The organism is Streptomyces sp. NA04227, assembly GCF_013364195.1.
Taxonomy (GTDB): Bacteria; Actinomycetota; Actinomycetes; order Streptomycetales; family Streptomycetaceae; genus Streptomyces.
Map to the genome: position 1 here is coordinate 4,572,538 of NZ_CP054918.1, position 18,043 is coordinate 4,590,580.

The window sequence follows — 18,043 nt, forward strand, 5'->3', positions numbered from 1 at the left end:
CCAGGACCGTGGGCCGACTCCCGCGACCGGGTTCGCAGCGGCTCAGCGCACCGGACGGTACGTCGCGATGATCACTCCGCTGCTCGTCGGCTTGGCGCTCACCAGCTCCAGCTTCTTCAGCGCGGCATCGTCGGCGAACAGCTTCTTGCGGCCCTCCCCGGCCACCACCGGGTGGATCAGCAGCACCAGCTCGTCCAGCAGGTCCTGCTCCAGGAGCGAGCGCACCAGCGTCGGACTGCCCGCGACGGTGATGTCCTTGCCCTCGCCCGCCTTGAGTTCGCCGACCGCGGCCTTCAGATCGCCCTTGACCAGCGTGCTGTTCGACCAGTCGTCGACGCTGTCCAGGGTGGAGGAGACGACGTACTTGGGCGATTCGTTGATCCACTTCGCGAATCCGGCGTCCTCGCCGCTGGTGACCGTCGGCCAGTACCCGGCCCACTCGGTGAACGTCTTCGCGCCCAGCAGGATCGTGTCGGCCGTCTCCAGCGTCTCGGCCAGTGCCGCCCCCATTTCCTCGTCGAAGGCGAACTGCCACTCGTTCGGCGACTGGGCGACACCGTCGAGTGAGACGAACAGACCCGAGACAACCTTGCGCATGATTCCTCCACAACGATTCCGGGGGTCCTGTCCTCGCCCCGGCCGGGGCTCGCCGACCCCGTCGGCTTACGTCGGAAACATTAGGCAGGGGCCAGGGGCCCGGTCTTGTACAGAAGCGACAGCGGTTCCGTGGCGTCCGGTGCGCTCAGCTGGGTCGCGGTCCTCCCCACGTACCGCTTCAACGACCGTGCCAGGTGCGGCTGGTCGAAGTACCCGAGCCGGTGCACGACCTCCTGGGCGGGCACCCGCTCCTGGACCAGTACCGCCGCCTGTCGGGCGCGGTGGATCTGCCGGATGGCGCCCTGGGTCAGGCCGGTGGCGGCGACGAAGCGTCGTTGCAGGGTGCGGTCGGAGACGTCCGGGCGGCCCGTGCCGCCGAGCACGGCGGGCACGACCGGGTCCAGGTCCACGATGCCCTCGCGCACCATCCGCCGTACGAACGCCTCGGCGTTGTCGTAGTCGGGAACGTGCCAGGCGGACCCCTTCAGCCACAGCGAACGTCGCGTCACGTCGGGTATCGCCGCGTTGCCGCCCACCAGCCCGCTGACCGGGATGTGCGGCATTGACGTGCCCAGCGCGAAACTGATGCCGAAGAAGACGGTGTCCCCGGGGACCGGGGCGTGGGTCGCCTTCGCCTCCGGACCCAGCACGGCCGCCTGCATGTGACCCTGGTGCTCCCAGAACACCAGCTCCCAGTGCGAGGTCGCGACCGACATCATCCGGCCGACGTCGCCGCTGCGGCTGCGCCACACCCGCTCGATGTACGGCAGCTCCGACGGCCGGCTCTCGATCTCCAAGCCCACCAGGTCCCCCTCCACTGCCACTCCGGCCCGCCCCGGGCTGTCAGTCTGCCAGGCCGTCGGGGACGGGGCCCGCGCGGATCCGGGGAGTGCTCCCGGACCCCGAATGGCACGCTGGTGTTCATGCCGACTCTTGATCACGTGCCTCCGGTGCCCCGCCAGCTCGCCCGAACTCGGCGCTTCGGTCTGGGTGTTCCCGGGGGCTTCACGGTGTCGCCGGACGGCGGAACGGTCTACTTCCTGCGTACGCGCGCGGGTGACGATCCCGCCTCGGGGCTGTGGTCCTTCGACCGCGTGACGGGTGAGGAACGGCTGCTGGTGGACCCGTTGTCGCTGCTCGCGGACGCGGAGGAGCAACTCTCCGACGAGGAGCGGGTGTTGCGTGAGCGGGCGCGGCAGATGTCGTCGGGCATCGTGTCGTACGCGACCGACCGCGACTGCTCCCTGGTCGTCTTCGCGCTGTCCGGCAGGCTGTGGACGTACCGTCCCGCCGACGGACGGCCCCCACAGGAACTCCCCACCCGGCGACCGGTGTTGGACCCGCGCCCGGACCCCACGGGTGCGCGGATCGCCTACGTCTCCGGGGGCGCCCTGCGGGTGATCGAGGCCGAGGGTACGCGGGACCGTGCCGTGGCCGAACCGGACGGGCCCGAGGTGATGCTCGGGCTGCCGGAGCACGTGGCCGCCGAGTCCATGGACCGGCACCGTGGCCACTGGTGGTCCCCGGACGGGTCGCACCTCCTCTATGCCCGCGTGGACACCGCCCCTGTCCAGCGCTGGTATGTCGCCGACCCCGCGGACCCCGCCCGCCCACCGGTCTCGTTCCCGTACCCGGCGGCGGGCACCGCCAACGCGGACGTGACCCTGTGGATCGCGAGCGCCGAACCGCAGCAGGGCACCGGACTTCCGCCGACACCGCTCACGCCGCCTTCGGCACCTGCTCGGCGCCAAGTGGATTGGGACACCGCGGAGTTCGAGTACCTGACCGCCGCGGGCTGGGACGTCAACGGGCCCTACGCGGCCGTGCAGTCGCGCAGCCAGCGGCACCTGCGCCTGCTCGGCATCGATGCGCGGACCGGGGCCACCCGGACCCTCGCCGAACAGCACGACGACGCATGGATCCAGCTTGTTCCCGGTCTTCCGGCACGCACCGCCTCCGGCCGCGTGGTCACGGCGTACGACAGTCATGGCAGTCATGGCAGTCATGGCAGCCATGACGGCTCCGTAGGCAACGGCGGCGGCAACGCCGAAGCCTCTGCCTACGGCACCCGCTTCCTCGCCGTCGACGGCCACCCCGTCACGCCGCCCGGGCTGCAACTCGCCGAAGTTCTGGGCGTGGACGGGGAGCAGGTCCTGTTCACGGCCTCGTACGAGCCGACCGAGATGCACCTGTGGACGTACGAACCGGGCGCGGGTGTACGTCAGTTGAGCCCGGACGCCGAACCCGGAGTGCACACCGGCAGCCTTCGCGCGGGCACGTTGGTTCTCACCAGCCGTACACCCAACCGCTCCGGCGCCGTGACCACGGTCAGCACCCTCAGGCCCGCCTCCGCCACGGGTGTCACCGCCGCGACCGCCCCCTCGGTCACCGCTCCCTCGGTCACCGCCCCCTCGGTCATCGCCTCACGGGCCGAACTCCCGCTCCTCCAGCCGAGGATGGAGCTGCTGAAGCTCGGCCCGAAGGCGTTGCGCGGTCACCTCTTCCTGCCGTCCTGGCACCGGCCCGGTGACGCCCCGTTGCCCGTGCTGATGGACCCGTACGGAGGCCCGGCGCTGTGCAAGGTCCGGGCGGAGCAGGCCTGGTGGACGTATGTCTCGCAGTGGTTCGCGGACCACGGGTTCGCGGTGCTCGCCGTGGACGGGCGCGGTACGCCGGGCCGTGGTCCGGGCTGGGAGCGTGCCGTTCACCTGGACATCGCGACACCGGTCCTCGACGACCAGGTGGAGGCGCTCGCCGAGGCGGCCCGGCTGCGGCCGGAACTCGACACCGGGCGCGTCGGTATCCGTGGCTGGTCGTTCGGCGGCTATCTGGCGGCGCTTGCCGTACTGCGCCGTCCCGACGTGTTCCACGCCGCTGTCGCGGGCGCCCCGGTCACCGACCAGCGCTTGTACGACACGCACTGGCGCGAGCGGCACCTCGGCCACCCCGACGAGCACCCGGAGGCGTACGACCACTGCTCGCCGGTGCACGACGCCGCCCGGCTCACCCGGCCGCTGCTGCTGGTCCACGGACTGGCCGACGACAACGTCTTCGCCGCCCACACCCTCCGCCTCTCGGCCGCCCTGCTCGCCGCGGGCCGCCCGCACGAGGTCCTGCCCCTGCCCCGTACCACCCACCTGCCCACCGACGAACGCATCGCCGAGAACCTCCTCACCCATCAACTCGACTTCCTGCGGAGGAGTTTGGGCGTCGAGCGGAGGTTGGGCGCAGAGGGGTAGAGGTGGGCGTCGGCCCGTCCACCCGTCGGCCCGACGGGTGGACCGGTGGACGGCAGGGGCCTTCTCCGCACGCCCCCGGTACGCCCCCTCAGTCCCTGCCCAGGACCTCCGCGATCCGGTGGAACCCGTCCGTACCGTGGCCGAGCTCGACGGTGCGGCGGGCGCCGGCTTCGACCGCGCGCATGAGACTCGCGTCGATGCCGTGGGCCTCGGAGGTTTCCGCGATGTGGGCCATGGACGAGACGGCCGAGGTCAGCGGATTGTCCTCGCCGGAGAAGTCGCCGTCGTCCAGGTTCGCGGCCCAGCCCTCGAAGATCGGCGGCAGGATCGCGGCGATGCCCTGGGCATAGGGGGTCAGCTCGCGTCCGGTGATGCCCTCCGCGCGCGCCACCGCCAGGGCGTGTGCGAAGCCCGCCGAGGCGGTCCAGAAGATGTCGAGCAGCGCGATGTCGTACGCGGCAGCCCGGCCGATCTCCTCGCCGAGGTGGGTGTGGGTGCCGTTCAGGGCGTCCAGTACCGGCCGGTGCTCCCGGTAGAGGTCCTCCGGGCCCGCGTAGAGGAACACCCCGGCGGGTGTGCCGATCGTGGTCGTCGGCGTCATGATCGCGCCGTCCAGGAAGCGGATGCCGTGTGCGGCCGCCCAGTCCGCCGTACCCCGTGCCCCCTCCGGGGCGCCGGAGGAGAGGTTGACGACCGTACGGCCCTTGAGGGCGTCGGCGACCGGGCCGTCTCGCAGAATGCCTTCCACCGCACCGTAGTTGACGACGCAGACCACGGTCAGTTCGCTCGCGGTGACCGCCTCCGCCGCCGATGCCGCGCCCCTCGCGCCGCGTGCGACCAGTTCCCGGTCGCGTCCCGGCGTCCGGTTCCACACCGTGGTCCGCAGCCCGGCATCGAGGAACGCGGAGGCCAGCGCACGGCCCATCGGACCGAGCCCGAGGACGGTCACGCTCCCGGTCCCGGCCTCGATCCCGGTCTGGGATTCGGTTTCGGTTTCGGAGTGCTGCATGGGCATGGTTCAACTCCCGTATGTGGTTGGGCTGTAGGTGAGTGCCGGCGACCGTCCCGAGGATGTCGGCCGTCGGCACTCGCGCCGCAGGTGACAAGTGAAGTGCGAACAGTGACAAATGGGGTGTACGTGACACGCAGTCGTGCTCAGGACATGGACGTCTGTGGAGTGACCGCCGCGGTCGCCGTGATCGACGGCAAGTGGAAGACCGGTCTGCTCTGGCGGCTGGAGGACGGTCCGCAGCGTCCCGGTGAACTGCGTCGGCGGATGCCGGGCCTCAGCGAGAAGGTGCTCACCCAGGCACTCCGCGAGATGGAGTCCGATGGACTCGTGCACCGGGAGGTGCACGATGTGCTGCCGCTGAAGACCGAGTACTCACTGACCGACTTCGGCCGTGAACTCGCCGACGCATTGGGCCCGGTGGCGGACTGGGGGCACCGCCGCATGGAGCGGATGGCGGAGGAGCGGCAGTCGGTCTCCTGACCTGGTGTCGTGCCTGCGCCCGGTTCGGGCCCGGTCTGCGCTCGGTCTGCGCCCGGTCCGGTTGTGGCCCGGTCCGGCCCTGGGGTGCCCCGTCCCTCCGTATCTCGCCCTCTGTATCTCGTCCGTCCGTATCTCGTCCGTCCGTGTCCCGTCCCCCGGGGCCGTCATCAGGTTCTCCCGGCCGCCCGATCACTGCCAAGTACCCACAAAAAAGTGGGTGCTTGGGTGCATGGCAGGCGGGGCGGCCTCTCGGCGTATTTGGGGAGGGAGGGAAGGGGAGCGCGGGCTCAGGAGGGGCGGAGTTCCGCCAACTCCTCCTGGACGTGGGGAGGTTCGGTGTTCAGGGGCAGGTTGGCGGTGTCGGCGATGCCGTCGAGTGCGCCGGGTTCGTCGGGCTTGGCCTCCCTGAACAGGGTGGTGAAGTCGGTGGTCGCGAGGCCGGGCGCGGAGAACAGCTCGAAGGTCTTGCCGAGCGCGGCGTCGTCGAGCAGCGCCTCCACCAGGAGCGGGCCGAGCGCCGCACGGCTGACGAAGTCCTCGCCCGAGTCGCCCTGTTCTACGCGCAGTTGGGGCGCGGGGCCCTGGCCGCCGTCGAGCCATCCGGGGCGCACGATCGTGTACGGGGCTCCGCTCAGCCGGACCAGCCGCTCCGACCTGCGCTTCCAGTCCAGGGCGTTTCCGCCGTGGTTGAACGCGTGGTCGCGCCGGGTCACGAGGACCGAGGTCTGGAGCACGATCCGGGGGCGCCGATCGCCCAGCGCACGCAGGACGTTGAGGACACCGCCGTAGTCGATCCGCTCGAACGAGTCGGGGCGGGAGTCGTCGTCGGAGCCATGGACGAAGATCACCGCGTCGATGTCCCGGACGGCGGCCGTGAGCGTGTCCGGCAGCGTGAGATCACCGACCACGACCTCGGTCCCGGGCAGCGTTCTGCGCGCATGGGACGCGTTGCGGGCGAGTGCCACCGGCGTGAGGCCGTGCGCGACCGCCGAGGCGACCACGCGCTGTCCCGTGCGGCCGGTGGCGCCGACGACGAGTACCCGGTCGATGCGGGACATGCGACCCGACTCCCTTCCGTACGGTCGTCCGTACGTTTCCGCCCTGCCGCACCGGCCGTTCCGGGCGGGCCGTTCCTCGGTCATCTCTCGGCTTTCCTCGGCATTCCCAGACGCTGCTGTGCGCCTTTGGCGAGTTGTCGCGCGTAGACGGGTTTCCCGCGCCGGTCGCGGAAATCGACCCGAACTCCGACTCCGTGGTCGGCGTTCCCTGTTCCGCATTCCCTGTCCCGTGCAGAACTCTGTGCGCCTTTCCCCGTGTTCGCCACCCTGGCACATGGGGTGCTCCCCCAGCAGTGGAGACTTCCATCCCGGGGCGCGTTCATCCAGGGATAAAACTCTCCCTCCCAGCGCGCTCGCGTCCGTTCGAGACTGGGTGCCATGACCAGCAGCGCACGCCCCGGCGAGCTCGGGGCCTTCCTCAAGGCCCGCCGGGGCGAGCTGAGTCCCGGCACTGTCGGGCTGCCCGAGACCGGGGGCCGCCGCCGGGTCAGCGGACTGCGCCGCGAAGAGGTCGCCGCACTCGCCTCGATCAGTACCGACTACTACACGCGCCTCGAACAGGGGCGCATCCCCGCGTCCGCCGCGGTGTTGACGACGCTCACCCGTGTTCTGCACCTCGACGACGACCAGCGCGCCTGTCTGTTCGCCCTCGCCGGAACGCTCTCGGAGCGGCCCCTCCGGCGTGCCGTACAGCAGGCCCAGCCCCGGCTGCGGCGCCTGCTCGACGACCTGCGCACCACGCCGGGAATCATTCTCGGCCGCCGGATGGACATTCTCGCGTGGAATCCGCTCGCGGCCGCACTGGTCACCGACTTCTCCCGCATTCCGGAAAGGCGCCGGAACTATCTCCGGCTGATGTTCACCGCCCCGGAAATGCGGGAGTTGTATGCCGACTGGGAGAGCGTCGCGCGTATGTGTGTGGCGCAGTTGCGCAGGGCGGCCGCGCGTGATTCCGGCAGTCGGCGGCTTGCCGCTCTGGTCGGTGAACTCTCGGTCCAGGACGCGGATTTCCGCCGTTGGTGGGCCGCCGATCAGGTCGCGGTGCGCGACGCCGGTACGAAGGTGCTCAGGCACCCGGTCGCCGGTGAGCTGACCCTCGACTGGGACACCCTCGCCGCCGCGGGCGACAGCGACCAGCAACTGGTCGTGTGGTCGGCCGAACCGGGCTCCCCCTCGCACGACGCCCTGCGCATCCTCGCCTCCTGGGCGGGCGCGGCGGCCGCCCCGCTCTCACCCGCGCGCTCGTCCCCGCCCCCACGTCGGCCCCGTCCGCCCTCACCCGCCCAGTCACCCAAACATGACCGGTAGTTGACAGTCTGTTGCCGGAACGGCCACGCCGCGTGCGGGCCGCTGCCACACTGAGCGTATGAGCAGTGGTACGGGTGGCGACCCGAAGGAACTGGGCACCTTCCTCAAGGCCCGCAGGGCCGCGCTGGATCCCCGGCGGGCGGGGCTGCCCGACACGGGTACCCCGCGGCGGGTGGCGGGTCTGCGCCGCGAGGAGGTCGCGCTGCTCGCGTCGATCAGTACGGACTACTACACGCGGGTCGAGCAGGGGCGGATGCAGGCTTCCGTGCCCGTCCTGGAGTCGATCGTCCGGGCGCTGCGGCTCACCGCCGACCAGCGCACGTACCTCTTCCACCTGGCCGGGCGGTCGCCGGACGAGCGGCACACGTACCCGGAGCGGACCGTCGCCCCGCACACCCGCAAACTCCTCGACCAGCTGCCCGGATCCCCGGCGGTCGTGCTGTCCGACACCATGGACGTCCTGGCCTGGAACCGTCTGGCCGCGGCCCTGCTCACCGACTTCGGCCAAGTCCCGGAGGAGAACCGGAACTACGTCTGGCTGCTGTTCAACGACCCTGTGCTGCGCAGCCGTTACGACGACTGGCCGACCGGCGCCCACGACTGCGTGGCATACCTGCGCATGCACTCCGCACGCCGCCCGGACGAACCGCGGCTGCACGACCTGCTGGCCCGGATGGCCGACCACGCCGACTTCCAGCGCTGGTGGCACGGGCACGAGGTCGCCACCCAGGGCACCGGCAGCAAGATCTTCCACCACCCGGAGGTCGGGACCCTCGCCCTGGACTGGGACACCCTGGCCAGCCCCGGCGTCCCCGACCAGCACGTCGTCATCTGGACCGCCCGGCCCGGCAGCCCCTCGGAGGAAGGTCTGCGGCGGCTCGCGGCGGCGGACACGGCCCCGGCGGCCGCGCCCCGGGACGCGTAGGACCGCGCACCGCGCACCGCACCTCGCGAACCCGCAGTACCTCTCACGCGCCCGCGATCAATCCGCTCACCCATGTCACAGTCGCCCGGGCTGTCTCGTCTCGGGGGCGAAGGCTCGACAGGGAAGCGGAAAGGTGCATGTCATGCGGGTGTTCGTGGCAGGTGGGACCGGAGTTCTGGGGCGGCGTCTGGTGCCGCAACTCGTCGCCGGAGGCCATCGGGTGACGGCTACGACGACGAGCGAGGCCAAGCTGGGCCTGCTGAGGGAACTGGGCGCGGACGGCGTCGTCATGGACGGGCTCGACGCGATGTCGGTGGGCGAGGCGGTGGCCGCGGCCCGGCCGGAGGTGATCGTGCACCAGATGACCGCGATCTCCCCGGTCCACGCGGGCAAGCCGGATCTCAAGCATCCGGACCGCTGGTTCGCCACCACCATCCGGCTGCGCACCGAGGGCACCGACCATCTGCTCGCCGCCGCCGAGGCGACCGGCGTCCCCCATGTCGTCGCGCAGAGCTACGGTTCCTGGAACGGCATCCGCCAGGGCGGCTGGGTGAAGACCGAGGAGGACCCGTTGGACGCCGAGACGGGCACGGCGGCGCAACCGGGCGCCGACGCGATCCGCCACGTCGAGGACTCGGTCCTCGAGTTCGGCGGCGCGGTCCTGCGTTACGGCGGGCTCTACGGACCCGGCGCCACCGACGACCAGGTCGAGCTGGTGCGCAAGCGGCAGTTCCCGCTGGTGGGGGACGCCGCCGGGTACAGCTCGTGGATCCACTTGGACGACGCGGCGCGCGCCACCCTGCTCGCCGTGGAGCAGCGCGCGACGGGCGTGTTCAACATCGTCGACGACGAACCGGCCCCGGCCGCCGAGTGGTTGCCCCATCTGGCCCGGTGCGCGGGCGCGAAGCCGCCGCGGCGGGTCCCGGTGTGGCTGGCGCGGCTGCTGGCCGGGGAGATGGCGGTGAAGATGATGACCGAGGGGCGCGGCTTCTCCAACGCCAAGGCCAAGCGGGAACTCGGCTGGGAACTGCGCTACCCGTCCTGGCGGGAGGGCTTCCGCAGGAGCCTCGCGTGAACCGGGCCGAGGAGTTCGAGGAGCTGCGGCCGCTGCTGTTCTCGATCGCCTACCGGATCCTCGGCAGCGTGAGCGAGGCCGAGGACGCGGTCCAGGAGAGCTGGCTGCGCCTGGAGGCCTCACCGACCCGGCCGGTGTCGACCAAGTCCTTCCTCGCGGCCGTGGTCACCCGCGTCTCGATCGACGTCCTGCGCTCGGCCCGTCTGAGACGGGAGCAGTACGTCGGTCCGTGGTTCCCCGAGCCGCTGCTGACCGACCCGTACGAGGACCCGGAGCGCTCGGCGGAGCTGGCGGACTCGCTGTCGATGGCGGCGTTGCTGCTGCTCGAGCGGCTGTCCCCGCTGGAGCGCGCGGTCTTCGTCCTGCGCGAGGTGTTCGGCTTCGGCTTCCCCGAGATCGCCTCGGCGGTGGGGCGGTCGGAGGCGGCGTGCCGTCAGCTCGCGGTACGGGCCCGTCGGCACATGGAGGCCGGGAGGCCCCGGTTCGAGGCCGACCGGCAGGAGCGCGAGGCACTGGCCGAACGGTTCTTCGGCGCCTTCCGGGAAGGGGACGTCGCGTCACTGCGGGAACTGCTCGCGGCCGATGTGCACATGGTCGGCGACGGCGGTGGCAAGGCCCCGCAGTGGGCCCGGGGCATCCACGGCGCCGAGCACGTGGCCCGGGTGCTCGCCACCACCTTCCCGCAACTCCTCGCGGTCGGCGTCACGATGGCCCCTGTCCGGGTCAACGGCCAGCCGGGCGCGGTCCTCCGCGACCGGGACGGCAGGGTCATCAACGCCCTCGTCCTGGAGGTGCTCGACGGACGGATCCAGACCATCCGGTCGGTGATCAACCCCGAAAAGCTCGGGCACATGGGCCCGGTCGCGGACGCCTGGGCCGTCCGGCGCGAGGTGTTCGCGTCCCTGCACAGGGGCTGAGGCACCTGTCACACCCACGACCCGGCCGGTGTCTCCATGCCGAACCGGCACGTGGGCACGCACGGCACGCACCACACGGACGGCATGCCCGTACCGCACGGACGGCACGTACAAGGAGAGATGACCATGGCGCCACGCCTGACGGAAGGGGAACTCCCCGGCGACCCGTTCGTCGCCCATCGCGCACTGCTCTTCACGGTCGCGTACGAGATGCTCGGCTCGGCGGCCGACGCGGAGGACGTGGTGCAGGAGTCCTGGCTGCGGTGGGCCGATGCCGACCGCACGCAGGTGCGGGACCCGCGCGCGTACCTCGTACGGATCGTCACGCGCCAAGCGCTCAACCGCCTGCGGACGGTGGCCCGCCGCCGCGAGGACTACGTGGGCGAATGGCTGCCGGAACCGCTGCTGACCAGCCCCGACGTCGCCGAGGACGTAGAGCTCGCGGAGAGCGTCTCGATCGCGATGCTGACCGTCCTGGAGACCCTCGGCCCCGCGGAGCGCGCGGTGTTCGTCCTCCGTGAGGTCTTCGAGATGCCGTACCCGGAGATCGCCGAGGCCCTCGGCAAGACCCAGGCGGCGGTACGGCAGATCGCGCGCCGGGCCCGCGAGCACGTGGCCGCCCGACGGCCGCGGATGCGGGTGACACCTTCCGAACAACAGGCCGTGGTGGAACGGTTCCTGGCCGCCCTGCGGACCGGACGGCTGGACGAGCTGATGGAGATGATGTCGCCGGACGTCGTCCTCATCGCCGACGGGGGCGGCCTCGCCGCCGCCTCCCTGGTCCCCCTGCACGGCACCGACTCGGTCGTACCGCTGCTCGCCCGCGCACACCAAGTGGTCACCGATTTCCGTACGGCAGCCGTCTGGCTCAACGGCGAACCCGCGGCCCGCATGGAATTCGACGGCGAACCCAGCACTGTCAGCCTGGAGTTGGAGAACGGCCGCATCGCCCGCATCTACGTGGTGAGGAACCCGCAGAAGCTGACTCGGCTGGATGAACCGGCGGTGTTGGTGCGGTAGGCGGCGGGGCCGGGGCGTCGCGGGACGTCGCGGGACGTCGCGGGGCGGGGCGCTTGCGGGTGCCGGTGAGGCCGGGCGTGATCTGAGCGAGTAGCAAGAGGTTGTCTCACGTGGCAAGTCACGTGAGACAACCTCGAAGTCCTCAAGCCTTGATCGGTGCGGCCGACCTGGCGGCCTGCTCGATCTTCGCGCGGTGGGCCGCACGGGCTTCCTCGTCGATCCGCTGCTCGTGTTCGGGGCGCACCCCGGTCCGGCCGTCGAGGCCCTCGCGCAGGATGTCGGCGTGCCCGGCATGCCGGTTGCACTCGCCGAGGACATGGGTCATGACGGCGAACAGGTTCGTGTTCGGACAAGGCTCCCGCCACCACGGCACGTGGCCGGGGGCGTCGAGGGGAAGCTCGTTGATCGTCGCGTCCGAGTGTTCCCACGTACGCCGGTAGAACCCGATGATCTGCTCGCGGGTCTCGTCCTCGGCCGCCCACTGATCGCTGCCGTCGGAGTCCTGCCACCGGGGCAGCGGTTCCGGGGAAGGGCGGTCGAAGACCTCGCCGAAGTACCTGGCCTCGACGGTGGCCACGTGTTTGACCAGGCCGAGGAGGTTGGTCCCGGTCGCTGTCAGAGGCCGACGGACGTCGTATTCGGACAAGCCGTCGAGTTTCCAGAGCAGCGCCTCGCGGTCCCGCCGCAGTCTCCCGTGCAGGTTGTCCTTCGCGAACTCATCGATCATGCGGCATGAGCCTGCCATGGGCTGCTCGTGGCCTCAAGATCCCCTACGTGGTCCGGCAACGACCGGGCACGTCAGCGTGGTTGTGTCGGATGAGACCGTGCTCGCCGAGCTACTCGGGCGCGTCCGCGCTTCCCGGCCAGGTGAGACGCCTGGCGAAGTGGGTTCCCACTGCCAGGGCCATGAATACCGCGGTGCAGCCGCCGAGCACCATGACCGCGGAGGGAGAGGTGCGGTCCAGGACCATTCCCCCCAGCAGCGCGCCGATGGAGATCGTGGCCTGGAAGGAAGCCGTGAACAGAACCGATGCCGCTTCGGGGGCGGACGGCGCCGCCTTGGAGAACCAGGTCTGCGAGGCGACCGGCACCGCGCCGTAGCCGACGCCCCACACGATCAGGAGGGCAACAGCACCGGCCTCGTAGCGGCCCACTGTGGGGAGCAGAAGAGTCGCCGCCGCGATGAGCCCGGCCGCGAGTCCGAACACGGTCCGCGGATGCTGTGCCACCCGAGCACCCCCGAGAAAGTTGCCGAGGAGACCGGCAGCGCCGTAGAGCAACAGGAACGTGGTGATCAGGCCGTCGCCGGCATGGGTGACCTGTTCCAGGAACGGCGTCACATAGGTGTACGTCCCGAAGTGGGCGAGCACGATCAGGAACGTCAGCAGGAGCGCGAAGCGGGTGTTGCTACTGCGGAACGTGCCCCTGAGATCGCTCAGCCGGGTGGCCTGGACCGGAGGCAGCGGGGGCAGGACCAGGAGCAGCAAGATCAGCACTCCGACCGTCAGCGCACCCATGACCGCGAATGCCGTACGCCACCCCGCGAGATCTCCGAGGAGGGTGCCGGCCGGTACCCCGAGGACGGATCCCAACGGGACAGCGGAGAAGATCACGGCGGTCGCCTTGCCGACCGAGGCCGGCGGCACCAACCGTTCGGCCAGGCCGGCGCCTATCGACCAGAACCCACCGATCGTGATCCCCACCATGACCCTGGAGGCCAGCAGGAGCCAGTAGTCGGGTGCCGCGGCAGCGACGAAATTCGCCAGGCCCAGCAGGAGCATGAAGACGCACAGCATCAGGCGACGGTCGATACGTGCCGTGGCCACGGTGACCAGAGGAGCGGAGACCGCCGCGAGAAGACCCGGCATGGTCATCATCAGCCCGGCCACACCGTCCGAGACGGTGAAACTGGAGCCGATCGAGGTCAGCAGGCCGATAGGCAGGATCTCAGTGGTGACGATGGCGAAGATTCCCAGCATCACCGAGACCACGGCCAGCCAGCCGATCAGCGGCGATTGGGTCGGCAGAGCTTCGCGGTCGACCGGGTGGGCAGTGGTGGGGGACATGAGCTCCGTCCTGTGCTGAGCAGTGCCTTGGCGAACAGCTCAGCAGGCGGTGTCCCCGGTCGGCTGGCAGAACTGCGACAGCACCCTCGCGCTCCGCGGTTGGTGTCGCATTCCTGCCAGGGCCAGGGCGCACTTCCCGGTCCGGCAACGGCTTGCGGCCCGGGTACCGGAACCCGCGCTCACGCTGCGGCAAGGGCGGCTCCAGGCAGTCCCACAGTCCATGCGACACGATCCACGGCGACATCCCCACACCGCACCGAACGCACAACTCCCGTCCCGGACAAGGCAACCGGAAGGACGGTCAAAAGCATTGCAGGGCCGCCGAGTTGGGACCCGGGACGGGAGAAGAGTGGGAGTGAGAGGGAAGGAGAGCGGGAGAAAAAACAAAGGCAAGGAGGTCAGCCGCTCCTTGCCACTCTCAACGTATAGCGCACCCGGGGGCTTGTGGCAAGGCCCCCGTTGTGCCGCAGAATTCCCAGCCGTAACCGGATTCCAGGGCGAAAAGTAGGGAATTGCGTTGACCGATGTGATCGTTGTGGGTGGCGGGCCGACCGGGCTGATGCTGGCCGCGGAGTTGCGGCTGGCCGGGGTGCGGACGGTCGTGCTGGAGAGGCTGACCGAGCCGAGCGGGGAGTCGCGCGGGCGCGGTCTGCACGTACGCAGTGTCGAGGTGATGGACCAGCGCGGACTGCTCGACCGGTTCCACGAGGTCGGTGAGCGGTTCTCGGTCGGCGGTCTGTTCGCCACGCTCGTGACGTCGTGGCCGGAGGGGATGGACACCGCCCACCCGTACGGTCTCGCGATGCCGCAGGTGGTCACCGAGCGGGTCCTCACCGAGCACGCGCTCGAACTCGGCACCGAACTCCGGCGCGGCTGCGAGCTGGTGGGGCTGAGCCAGGACGAGGAGGGCGTGAGCGTCGAACTCGCCGACGGCTCGCGGCTGCGCGCGCGGTACCTGGTCGGCTGTGACGGCGGCCGCAGCACCGTGCGCAAGCTGCTCGGCGTCGGATTCCCCGGTGAACCCGCCCGGTTCGAGACGATGTTGGCCGATGTGGAGGTGACCGCGACCCCGGAAACACTGGCCGCCGTCACGGCCGAGGTCAACAAGCTCCACCCTCGGTTCGGCTTCTTCCCCGTGGCGGACGGCGTGTACCGACTCATCGCGCCCGCCGCGGAGGTGGCCGGGGAACGTGCGGTCACGCCCACCCTGGAGGAGTTCAAGGCCCGGCTGCGGGAACTGGCCGGAACCGACTTCGGCGCGCACTCGCCGCGCTGGCTGTCCCGGTTCGGCGACGCCAGCAGGCAGGCCGAGCGCTACCGGGTCGGCCGGGTGCTGCTGGCGGGCGACGCGGCGCACATCCACCTCCCCGCGGGCGGTCAGGGACTCAACCTCGGCGTCCAGGATGCCTTCAACCTCGGCTGGAAACTCGCCGCCGAGGTCAACGGGTGGGCCCCGCAAGGCCTGTTGGACAGCTATCACGAGGAACGGCACCCGGTGGGCACCAAGGTGCTCGCCAACACCCGCGCCCAGTCCGCCCTCATGGAAGACGACGCACGTGCCCGGGCGCTGCGCGAACTCTTCGCGGAACTCCTGGAGTTCGACGACGTGAACCGCTACCTGACCGGCCTGGTCACCGCGGTCGACGTCCGCTACGACTTCGGCGAGGGCCACCCCCTCCTCGGCCGCCGGCTGCGGGACGTACGGCTCAAGCGCGGGCGCCTCTACGAGCTGACGCACGGCGGCCGCGGACTGCTGCTCGACCAGACCGGACGCCTCTCGACGGCGGGCTGGTCGGACCGGGTGGACCACGTCGTCGACGTAAGCGACGAACTCGATGAACTGAACGCCCCCGCGGTACTGCTGCGTCCGGACGGACATGTGGCGTGGGTGGGAGAAGAACAGGGAGAGCTGGAACGGGAGTTGGGGCGGTGGTTCGGGACGGCCGGAGGGTGAGAGACGGGCGGGCGGCGACCTCTCCGGTCCGTCCCGCCCGCCCCGTCCGCCTCGTCTGCCCTGTCCGGTCGGCGGTCGCGGTCAGTCGTTTCGCGCGCGATCGTCACCCGTGATCGGTCACCCGCGATCCGTCACCCGCGATCCATCACTTCGACATGATGAAGTCGAGGGCCATGCCGGAAGCGGTCGTCCAGTACGTGACGAGCTGGCCGTCGTCCGCGTACAGCGTGTCGACGGGCATGGGGACATCGACCGGACTGCCCGCCTTGGTACCGGACTTGCTGCCGTGCAGGGTGAGGCTGATGCTCTTTGCCTCGTACTCGTCCCTGCCGCCGCCGCTCACGAGCAGCGCGGCGTGCGCCTCGTCGCCCGGGGCGAGGGTGACCGGCTCACCCGGGTCCGGGGAACTGTCCTTGATCACGGGAACCGTGCTCTGGGCATTGGCACCGAGCTGTACGTGCGGGTAGTGGAACAGGTCGCACTTCTTGTCGCCCGCGTTCTGGACGGTGAGGAGAAGGTGCCTGGCCTCCTTGCTGTCCGCGGGCTCCTTCGTGGCGGAAACCGCCAACTGCTCGGTGGTACAAGGGGCGTTGGCGCCGTTCTCGCTGCCCGCGCTGTCGCCGCCCTCCCCGTTGCCGCCCTTTCCGGAGCCACCGGTGCTTCCGCTGCCGCTGTCCTTGCCGTCGCTCTCGCCCGAACCACCGCCCGGCTTCGCGGAATCCGTCCCACCCGGCTTCGCCGAACTCGACGCGGTCGGCCGGTCCGACGGCTTGGAGTCGGCCGTCCCCTCGGTGTCCGACTCGCACGCCGTCGACGAGAGCAGCGCCGCGATCGCGGTGGCCCCGAGTGCGTAGGACCTCCAACCCCTGCGATTCCCGGGGCTCTTGGAATTCCTGGCGCCCTTCGGGCTCTCGGGCATTGGGTGGTTCTTGCGGACGGGTGCGTTCATGGTGGGTCCCCCGTGGTCGGTCGGCGGTACGTGGTCGGTCGTCGGGTCGGCTGCACGTGGTCGGTCGTGCAGGGTGGGTGGCAGCCGGTGGTGGGTGGCAGCCCCGGTGGTCGGTGGCCAGGCGGGTCGGTGGTGCGAGGACGGCCGTACGCGATCGTTCCCGCCGCTCTCCGCTCTCCGCTCTCCGCTCTCCGCTCTCCGCCCGACGACAGGCAGAGCCTGCACCACAAATCGCCCTCAACGCACCTGCGCCCATCAGTCTGTTACCGATCACGTACAGGGAAGGGGCGGTTCCGCAGGACGAGTACCGCCGGGCAGCGTGAACGGCCGGGCTGCGTCGGGCCGGGACGGTCCTCGTCGTCCAGGTCGTTTGCCCCCGCCCCCTCCGGGCACGTGTTCAGTGAACGGCCGTACATCAGGTGCAGCAGTCCGGGCCGCGCGTCCCACGAAAGACGGGGGCGGGCGTACGACCGGACGCCAGAGAACGGAGGTTCATGATGCTGAGGGCCATCGCGGATGTCTTCCGCGCCATCGGAGGCGCCGTCGCCACCGTCGTGACGCTGCCCTTCCGACTGATCGCCCGCCTGTTCGGCGGCGTTTCGGACACGGTGCACGGGCGCCACTGAGCAGCGCCCCGCCGCCGTCGGCCGCGCCTGCCGCGGCCACCCTGCCGTGCCCGCACCCGAACCCCCGTCGGGTGCGGGCACTTGTCGTCGTCCGCTCCCGGTGCCCGGCCGCCGTGCTATCCAAGGCCGGTGACGACTTCCAAGCCGCCCCGGATGCCCTTCGACGCCGTGCTGTGCGACCTCGACAATGTGATCCGCTTCTACGACCTGACCGAGCTGGCAGCCCTGGAGCGCGGCGCGGGACTGGCGGAGGGGACAACCGCGGAGGTGGCGTACACGCCGGAGATCGATCTGCCCTTTCTCCTCGGCGCGATCACCAAGCAGCAGTGGGTGGAAGCGATCGTGGAGGGCCTCGCGGACCGGGTGCCGAAGGCTCGGGCACATGAGCTGGCGACAGCGCTCGCCCAGGCGCCGTTCCGGGCCGACGAGGTCGTGGTCGCCATGCTCCGTCAGGTGCGGACGCGCGTGCCCTTGGTACTGGTCACCAATGCGACCGTGGAGCTTGAGGACGACCTGGTGTCGCTGGGGCTGACGGATCTCGCGGACCATGTCGTCAGCAGCGCCCGGGTGGGGGTGGCCAAGCCGGACGGGAAGATCTACGAGATCGCTGCCCAGAGGGCGGAGGTTGCCGTGGACCGTTGCCTCTTCGTGGACGACCGACTGGAGAACGTCGAAGCCGCGGTCGCGCTCGGGATGAGCGGTCTGCACTATCGCGAACCCGCGGACCTCCGCGAGCGACTCGGCCTCACGTCGGTCGGATGAACAACGGCGGCGCCGGCCGTGCCCCGCTCCCCGCCCTCCGAGTGAACCCGCACAC

Annotated in this window: 17 protein-coding genes and 1 pseudogene; 10 read left to right on the top strand and 8 right to left on the bottom strand. The window is 70.7% G+C overall.

The features are described from left to right. Positions 1 to 42 precede the first annotated feature (42 nt). Together HUT18_RS19450 and HUT18_RS19455 are read right to left on the bottom strand one after the other, a co-directional pair. Positions 43 to 597: a dihydrofolate reductase family protein gene (locus HUT18_RS19450; protein ID WP_176101889.1), complete on the bottom strand. Its 555-nt coding sequence runs from the start codon at positions 595 to 597 to the stop codon at positions 43 to 45. 80 nt (positions 598 to 677) lie between these two features. Next, positions 678 to 1,400 (bottom strand): helix-turn-helix domain-containing protein, encoded by a 723-nt coding sequence (locus HUT18_RS19455; protein WP_176104651.1) that lies wholly within the window; start codon positions 1,398 to 1,400, stop codon positions 678 to 680. A 120-nt stretch (positions 1,401 to 1,520) separates the two neighbouring features. On the opposite strand from HUT18_RS19455, the gene HUT18_RS19460 reads away from it, so the two are divergent. Continuing rightward, positions 1,521 to 3,836 carry a prolyl oligopeptidase family serine peptidase gene (locus HUT18_RS19460; RefSeq protein ID WP_176101890.1) on the top strand — a complete coding sequence of 772 codons (2,316 nt, stop codon included), beginning with the start codon at positions 1,521 to 1,523 and terminating at the stop codon, positions 3,834 to 3,836. 88 nt (positions 3,837 to 3,924) lie between these two features. On the opposite strand, the gene HUT18_RS19465 is transcribed toward HUT18_RS19460, so the two are convergent. Continuing rightward, positions 3,925 to 4,845 carry an NAD(P)-dependent oxidoreductase gene (locus tag HUT18_RS19465; RefSeq protein WP_176104652.1) on the bottom strand — a complete coding sequence of 307 codons (921 nt, stop codon included), beginning with the start codon at positions 4,843 to 4,845 and terminating at the stop codon, positions 3,925 to 3,927. 129 nt (positions 4,846 to 4,974) lie between these two features. Here HUT18_RS19465 and HUT18_RS19470 point away from each other — a divergent pair, with 129 nt between their 5' ends. After that, positions 4,975 to 5,328 (top strand): helix-turn-helix domain-containing protein, encoded by a 354-nt coding sequence (locus HUT18_RS19470; protein ID WP_176101891.1) that lies wholly within the window; start codon positions 4,975 to 4,977, stop codon positions 5,326 to 5,328. Between the two features lie 287 nt (positions 5,329 to 5,615). Here HUT18_RS19470 and HUT18_RS19475 read toward each other — a convergent pair whose 3' ends face one another. Then, positions 5,616 to 6,386: an SDR family oxidoreductase gene (locus HUT18_RS19475; RefSeq protein ID WP_176101892.1), complete on the bottom strand. Its 771-nt coding sequence runs from the start codon at positions 6,384 to 6,386 to the stop codon at positions 5,616 to 5,618. 378 nt (positions 6,387 to 6,764) lie between these two features. Here HUT18_RS19475 and HUT18_RS19480 point away from each other — a divergent pair, with 378 nt between their 5' ends. The 5 genes from HUT18_RS19480 (at position 6,765) to HUT18_RS19500 (ending at position 11,631) form a co-directional block, all read left to right on the top strand. Continuing rightward, positions 6,765 to 7,694 (top strand): helix-turn-helix domain-containing protein, encoded by a 930-nt coding sequence (locus HUT18_RS19480; protein ID WP_176101893.1) that lies wholly within the window; start codon positions 6,765 to 6,767, stop codon positions 7,692 to 7,694. 58 nt (positions 7,695 to 7,752) lie between these two features. Next, complete coding sequence (locus HUT18_RS19485) at positions 7,753 to 8,619, top strand: helix-turn-helix domain-containing protein (RefSeq protein ID WP_176101894.1); 867 nt, start codon at positions 7,753 to 7,755, stop codon at positions 8,617 to 8,619. Between the two features lie 142 nt (positions 8,620 to 8,761). Continuing rightward, a complete protein-coding gene (locus HUT18_RS19490) occupies positions 8,762 to 9,694 on the top strand; it encodes an NAD(P)-dependent oxidoreductase (protein WP_176101895.1) in 933 nt (310 codons plus the stop codon). Continuing rightward, on the top strand, positions 9,691 to 10,611 hold the full coding sequence (locus HUT18_RS19495) for an RNA polymerase sigma-70 factor (RefSeq protein WP_176101896.1): 921 nt from the start codon (positions 9,691 to 9,693) through the stop codon (positions 10,609 to 10,611). The genes HUT18_RS19490 and HUT18_RS19495 overlap by 4 nt, the downstream gene beginning before the upstream one ends. 126 nt (positions 10,612 to 10,737) lie before the next feature. Next, positions 10,738 to 11,631: an RNA polymerase sigma-70 factor gene (locus tag HUT18_RS19500; RefSeq protein WP_176101897.1), complete on the top strand. Its 894-nt coding sequence runs from the start codon at positions 10,738 to 10,740 to the stop codon at positions 11,629 to 11,631. A gap of 142 nt (positions 11,632 to 11,773) precedes the next feature. On the opposite strand, the gene HUT18_RS19505 is transcribed toward HUT18_RS19500, so the two are convergent. From HUT18_RS19505 to HUT18_RS19515, 3 genes and pseudogenes are all read right to left on the bottom strand, one after another. Next, positions 11,774 to 12,358: a DinB family protein gene (locus HUT18_RS19505; protein ID WP_176101898.1), complete on the bottom strand. Its 585-nt coding sequence runs from the start codon at positions 12,356 to 12,358 to the stop codon at positions 11,774 to 11,776. A 109-nt stretch (positions 12,359 to 12,467) separates the two neighbouring features. Continuing rightward, positions 12,468 to 13,697 carry an MFS transporter gene (locus HUT18_RS19510; RefSeq protein WP_176101899.1) on the bottom strand — a complete coding sequence of 410 codons (1,230 nt, stop codon included), beginning with the start codon at positions 13,695 to 13,697 and terminating at the stop codon, positions 12,468 to 12,470. A 133-nt stretch (positions 13,698 to 13,830) separates the two neighbouring features. Next, positions 13,831 to 13,986 (bottom strand): annotated as a pseudogene (locus HUT18_RS19515) (IS5/IS1182 family transposase); the annotation flags it as partial. A gap of 228 nt (positions 13,987 to 14,214) precedes the next feature. Here HUT18_RS19515 and rox point away from each other — a divergent pair. Continuing rightward, positions 14,215 to 15,651 (top strand): rifampin monooxygenase, encoded by a 1,437-nt coding sequence (gene rox, locus HUT18_RS19520; protein ID WP_176101900.1) that lies wholly within the window; start codon positions 14,215 to 14,217, stop codon positions 15,649 to 15,651. Positions 15,652 to 15,796: 145 nt separating this feature from the next. Here rox and HUT18_RS19525 read toward each other — a convergent pair whose 3' ends face one another. Next, positions 15,797 to 16,600, bottom strand: coding sequence for a DUF4232 domain-containing protein (locus tag HUT18_RS19525; protein ID WP_254878705.1), 804 nt, complete (start codon positions 16,598 to 16,600; stop codon positions 15,797 to 15,799). A 497-nt stretch (positions 16,601 to 17,097) separates the two neighbouring features. On the opposite strand from HUT18_RS19525, the gene HUT18_RS33885 reads away from it, so the two are divergent. Both HUT18_RS33885 and HUT18_RS19530 read left to right on the top strand, forming a co-directional pair. Further along, positions 17,098 to 17,226 carry an LPFR motif small protein gene (locus HUT18_RS33885; RefSeq protein ID WP_254879053.1) on the top strand — a complete coding sequence of 43 codons (129 nt, stop codon included), beginning with the start codon at positions 17,098 to 17,100 and terminating at the stop codon, positions 17,224 to 17,226. Between the two features lie 153 nt (positions 17,227 to 17,379). Beyond that, entirely contained in the window at positions 17,380 to 17,988 is a 609-nt protein-coding gene (locus HUT18_RS19530; RefSeq protein ID WP_176104654.1) for an HAD-IA family hydrolase, read from the top strand. Positions 17,989 to 18,043 lie beyond the last annotated feature (55 nt).

Coding starts and splice junctions, on each gene's coding strand:
- HUT18_RS19450 (WP_176101889.1), bottom strand. CDS start 597: ATGCGCAAGGTTGTCTCGGGTCTGTTCGTCTCACTCGACGGTGTCGCC.
- HUT18_RS19460 (WP_176101890.1), top strand. CDS start 1,521: ATGCCGACTCTTGATCACGTGCCTCCGGTGCCCCGCCAGCTCGCCCGA.
- HUT18_RS19465 (WP_176104652.1), bottom strand. CDS start 4,845: ATGCAGCACTCCGAAACCGAAACCGAATCCCAGACCGGGATCGAGGCC.
- HUT18_RS19475 (WP_176101892.1), bottom strand. CDS start 6,386: ATGTCCCGCATCGACCGGGTACTCGTCGTCGGCGCCACCGGCCGCACG.
- HUT18_RS19480 (WP_176101893.1), top strand. CDS start 6,765: ATGACCAGCAGCGCACGCCCCGGCGAGCTCGGGGCCTTCCTCAAGGCC.
- HUT18_RS19485 (WP_176101894.1), top strand. CDS start 7,753: ATGAGCAGTGGTACGGGTGGCGACCCGAAGGAACTGGGCACCTTCCTC.
- HUT18_RS19490 (WP_176101895.1), top strand. CDS start 8,762: ATGCGGGTGTTCGTGGCAGGTGGGACCGGAGTTCTGGGGCGGCGTCTG.
- HUT18_RS19500 (WP_176101897.1), top strand. CDS start 10,738: ATGGCGCCACGCCTGACGGAAGGGGAACTCCCCGGCGACCCGTTCGTC.
- HUT18_RS19505 (WP_176101898.1), bottom strand. CDS start 12,358: ATGATCGATGAGTTCGCGAAGGACAACCTGCACGGGAGACTGCGGCGG.
- HUT18_RS19510 (WP_176101899.1), bottom strand. CDS start 13,697: ATGTCCCCCACCACTGCCCACCCGGTCGACCGCGAAGCTCTGCCGACC.
- HUT18_RS19525 (WP_254878705.1), bottom strand. CDS start 16,600: ATGAACGCACCCGTCCGCAAGAACCACCCAATGCCCGAGAGCCCGAAG.
- HUT18_RS33885 (WP_254879053.1), top strand. CDS start 17,098: ATGCTGAGGGCCATCGCGGATGTCTTCCGCGCCATCGGAGGCGCCGTC.
- HUT18_RS19530 (WP_176104654.1), top strand. CDS start 17,380: ATGCCCTTCGACGCCGTGCTGTGCGACCTCGACAATGTGATCCGCTTC.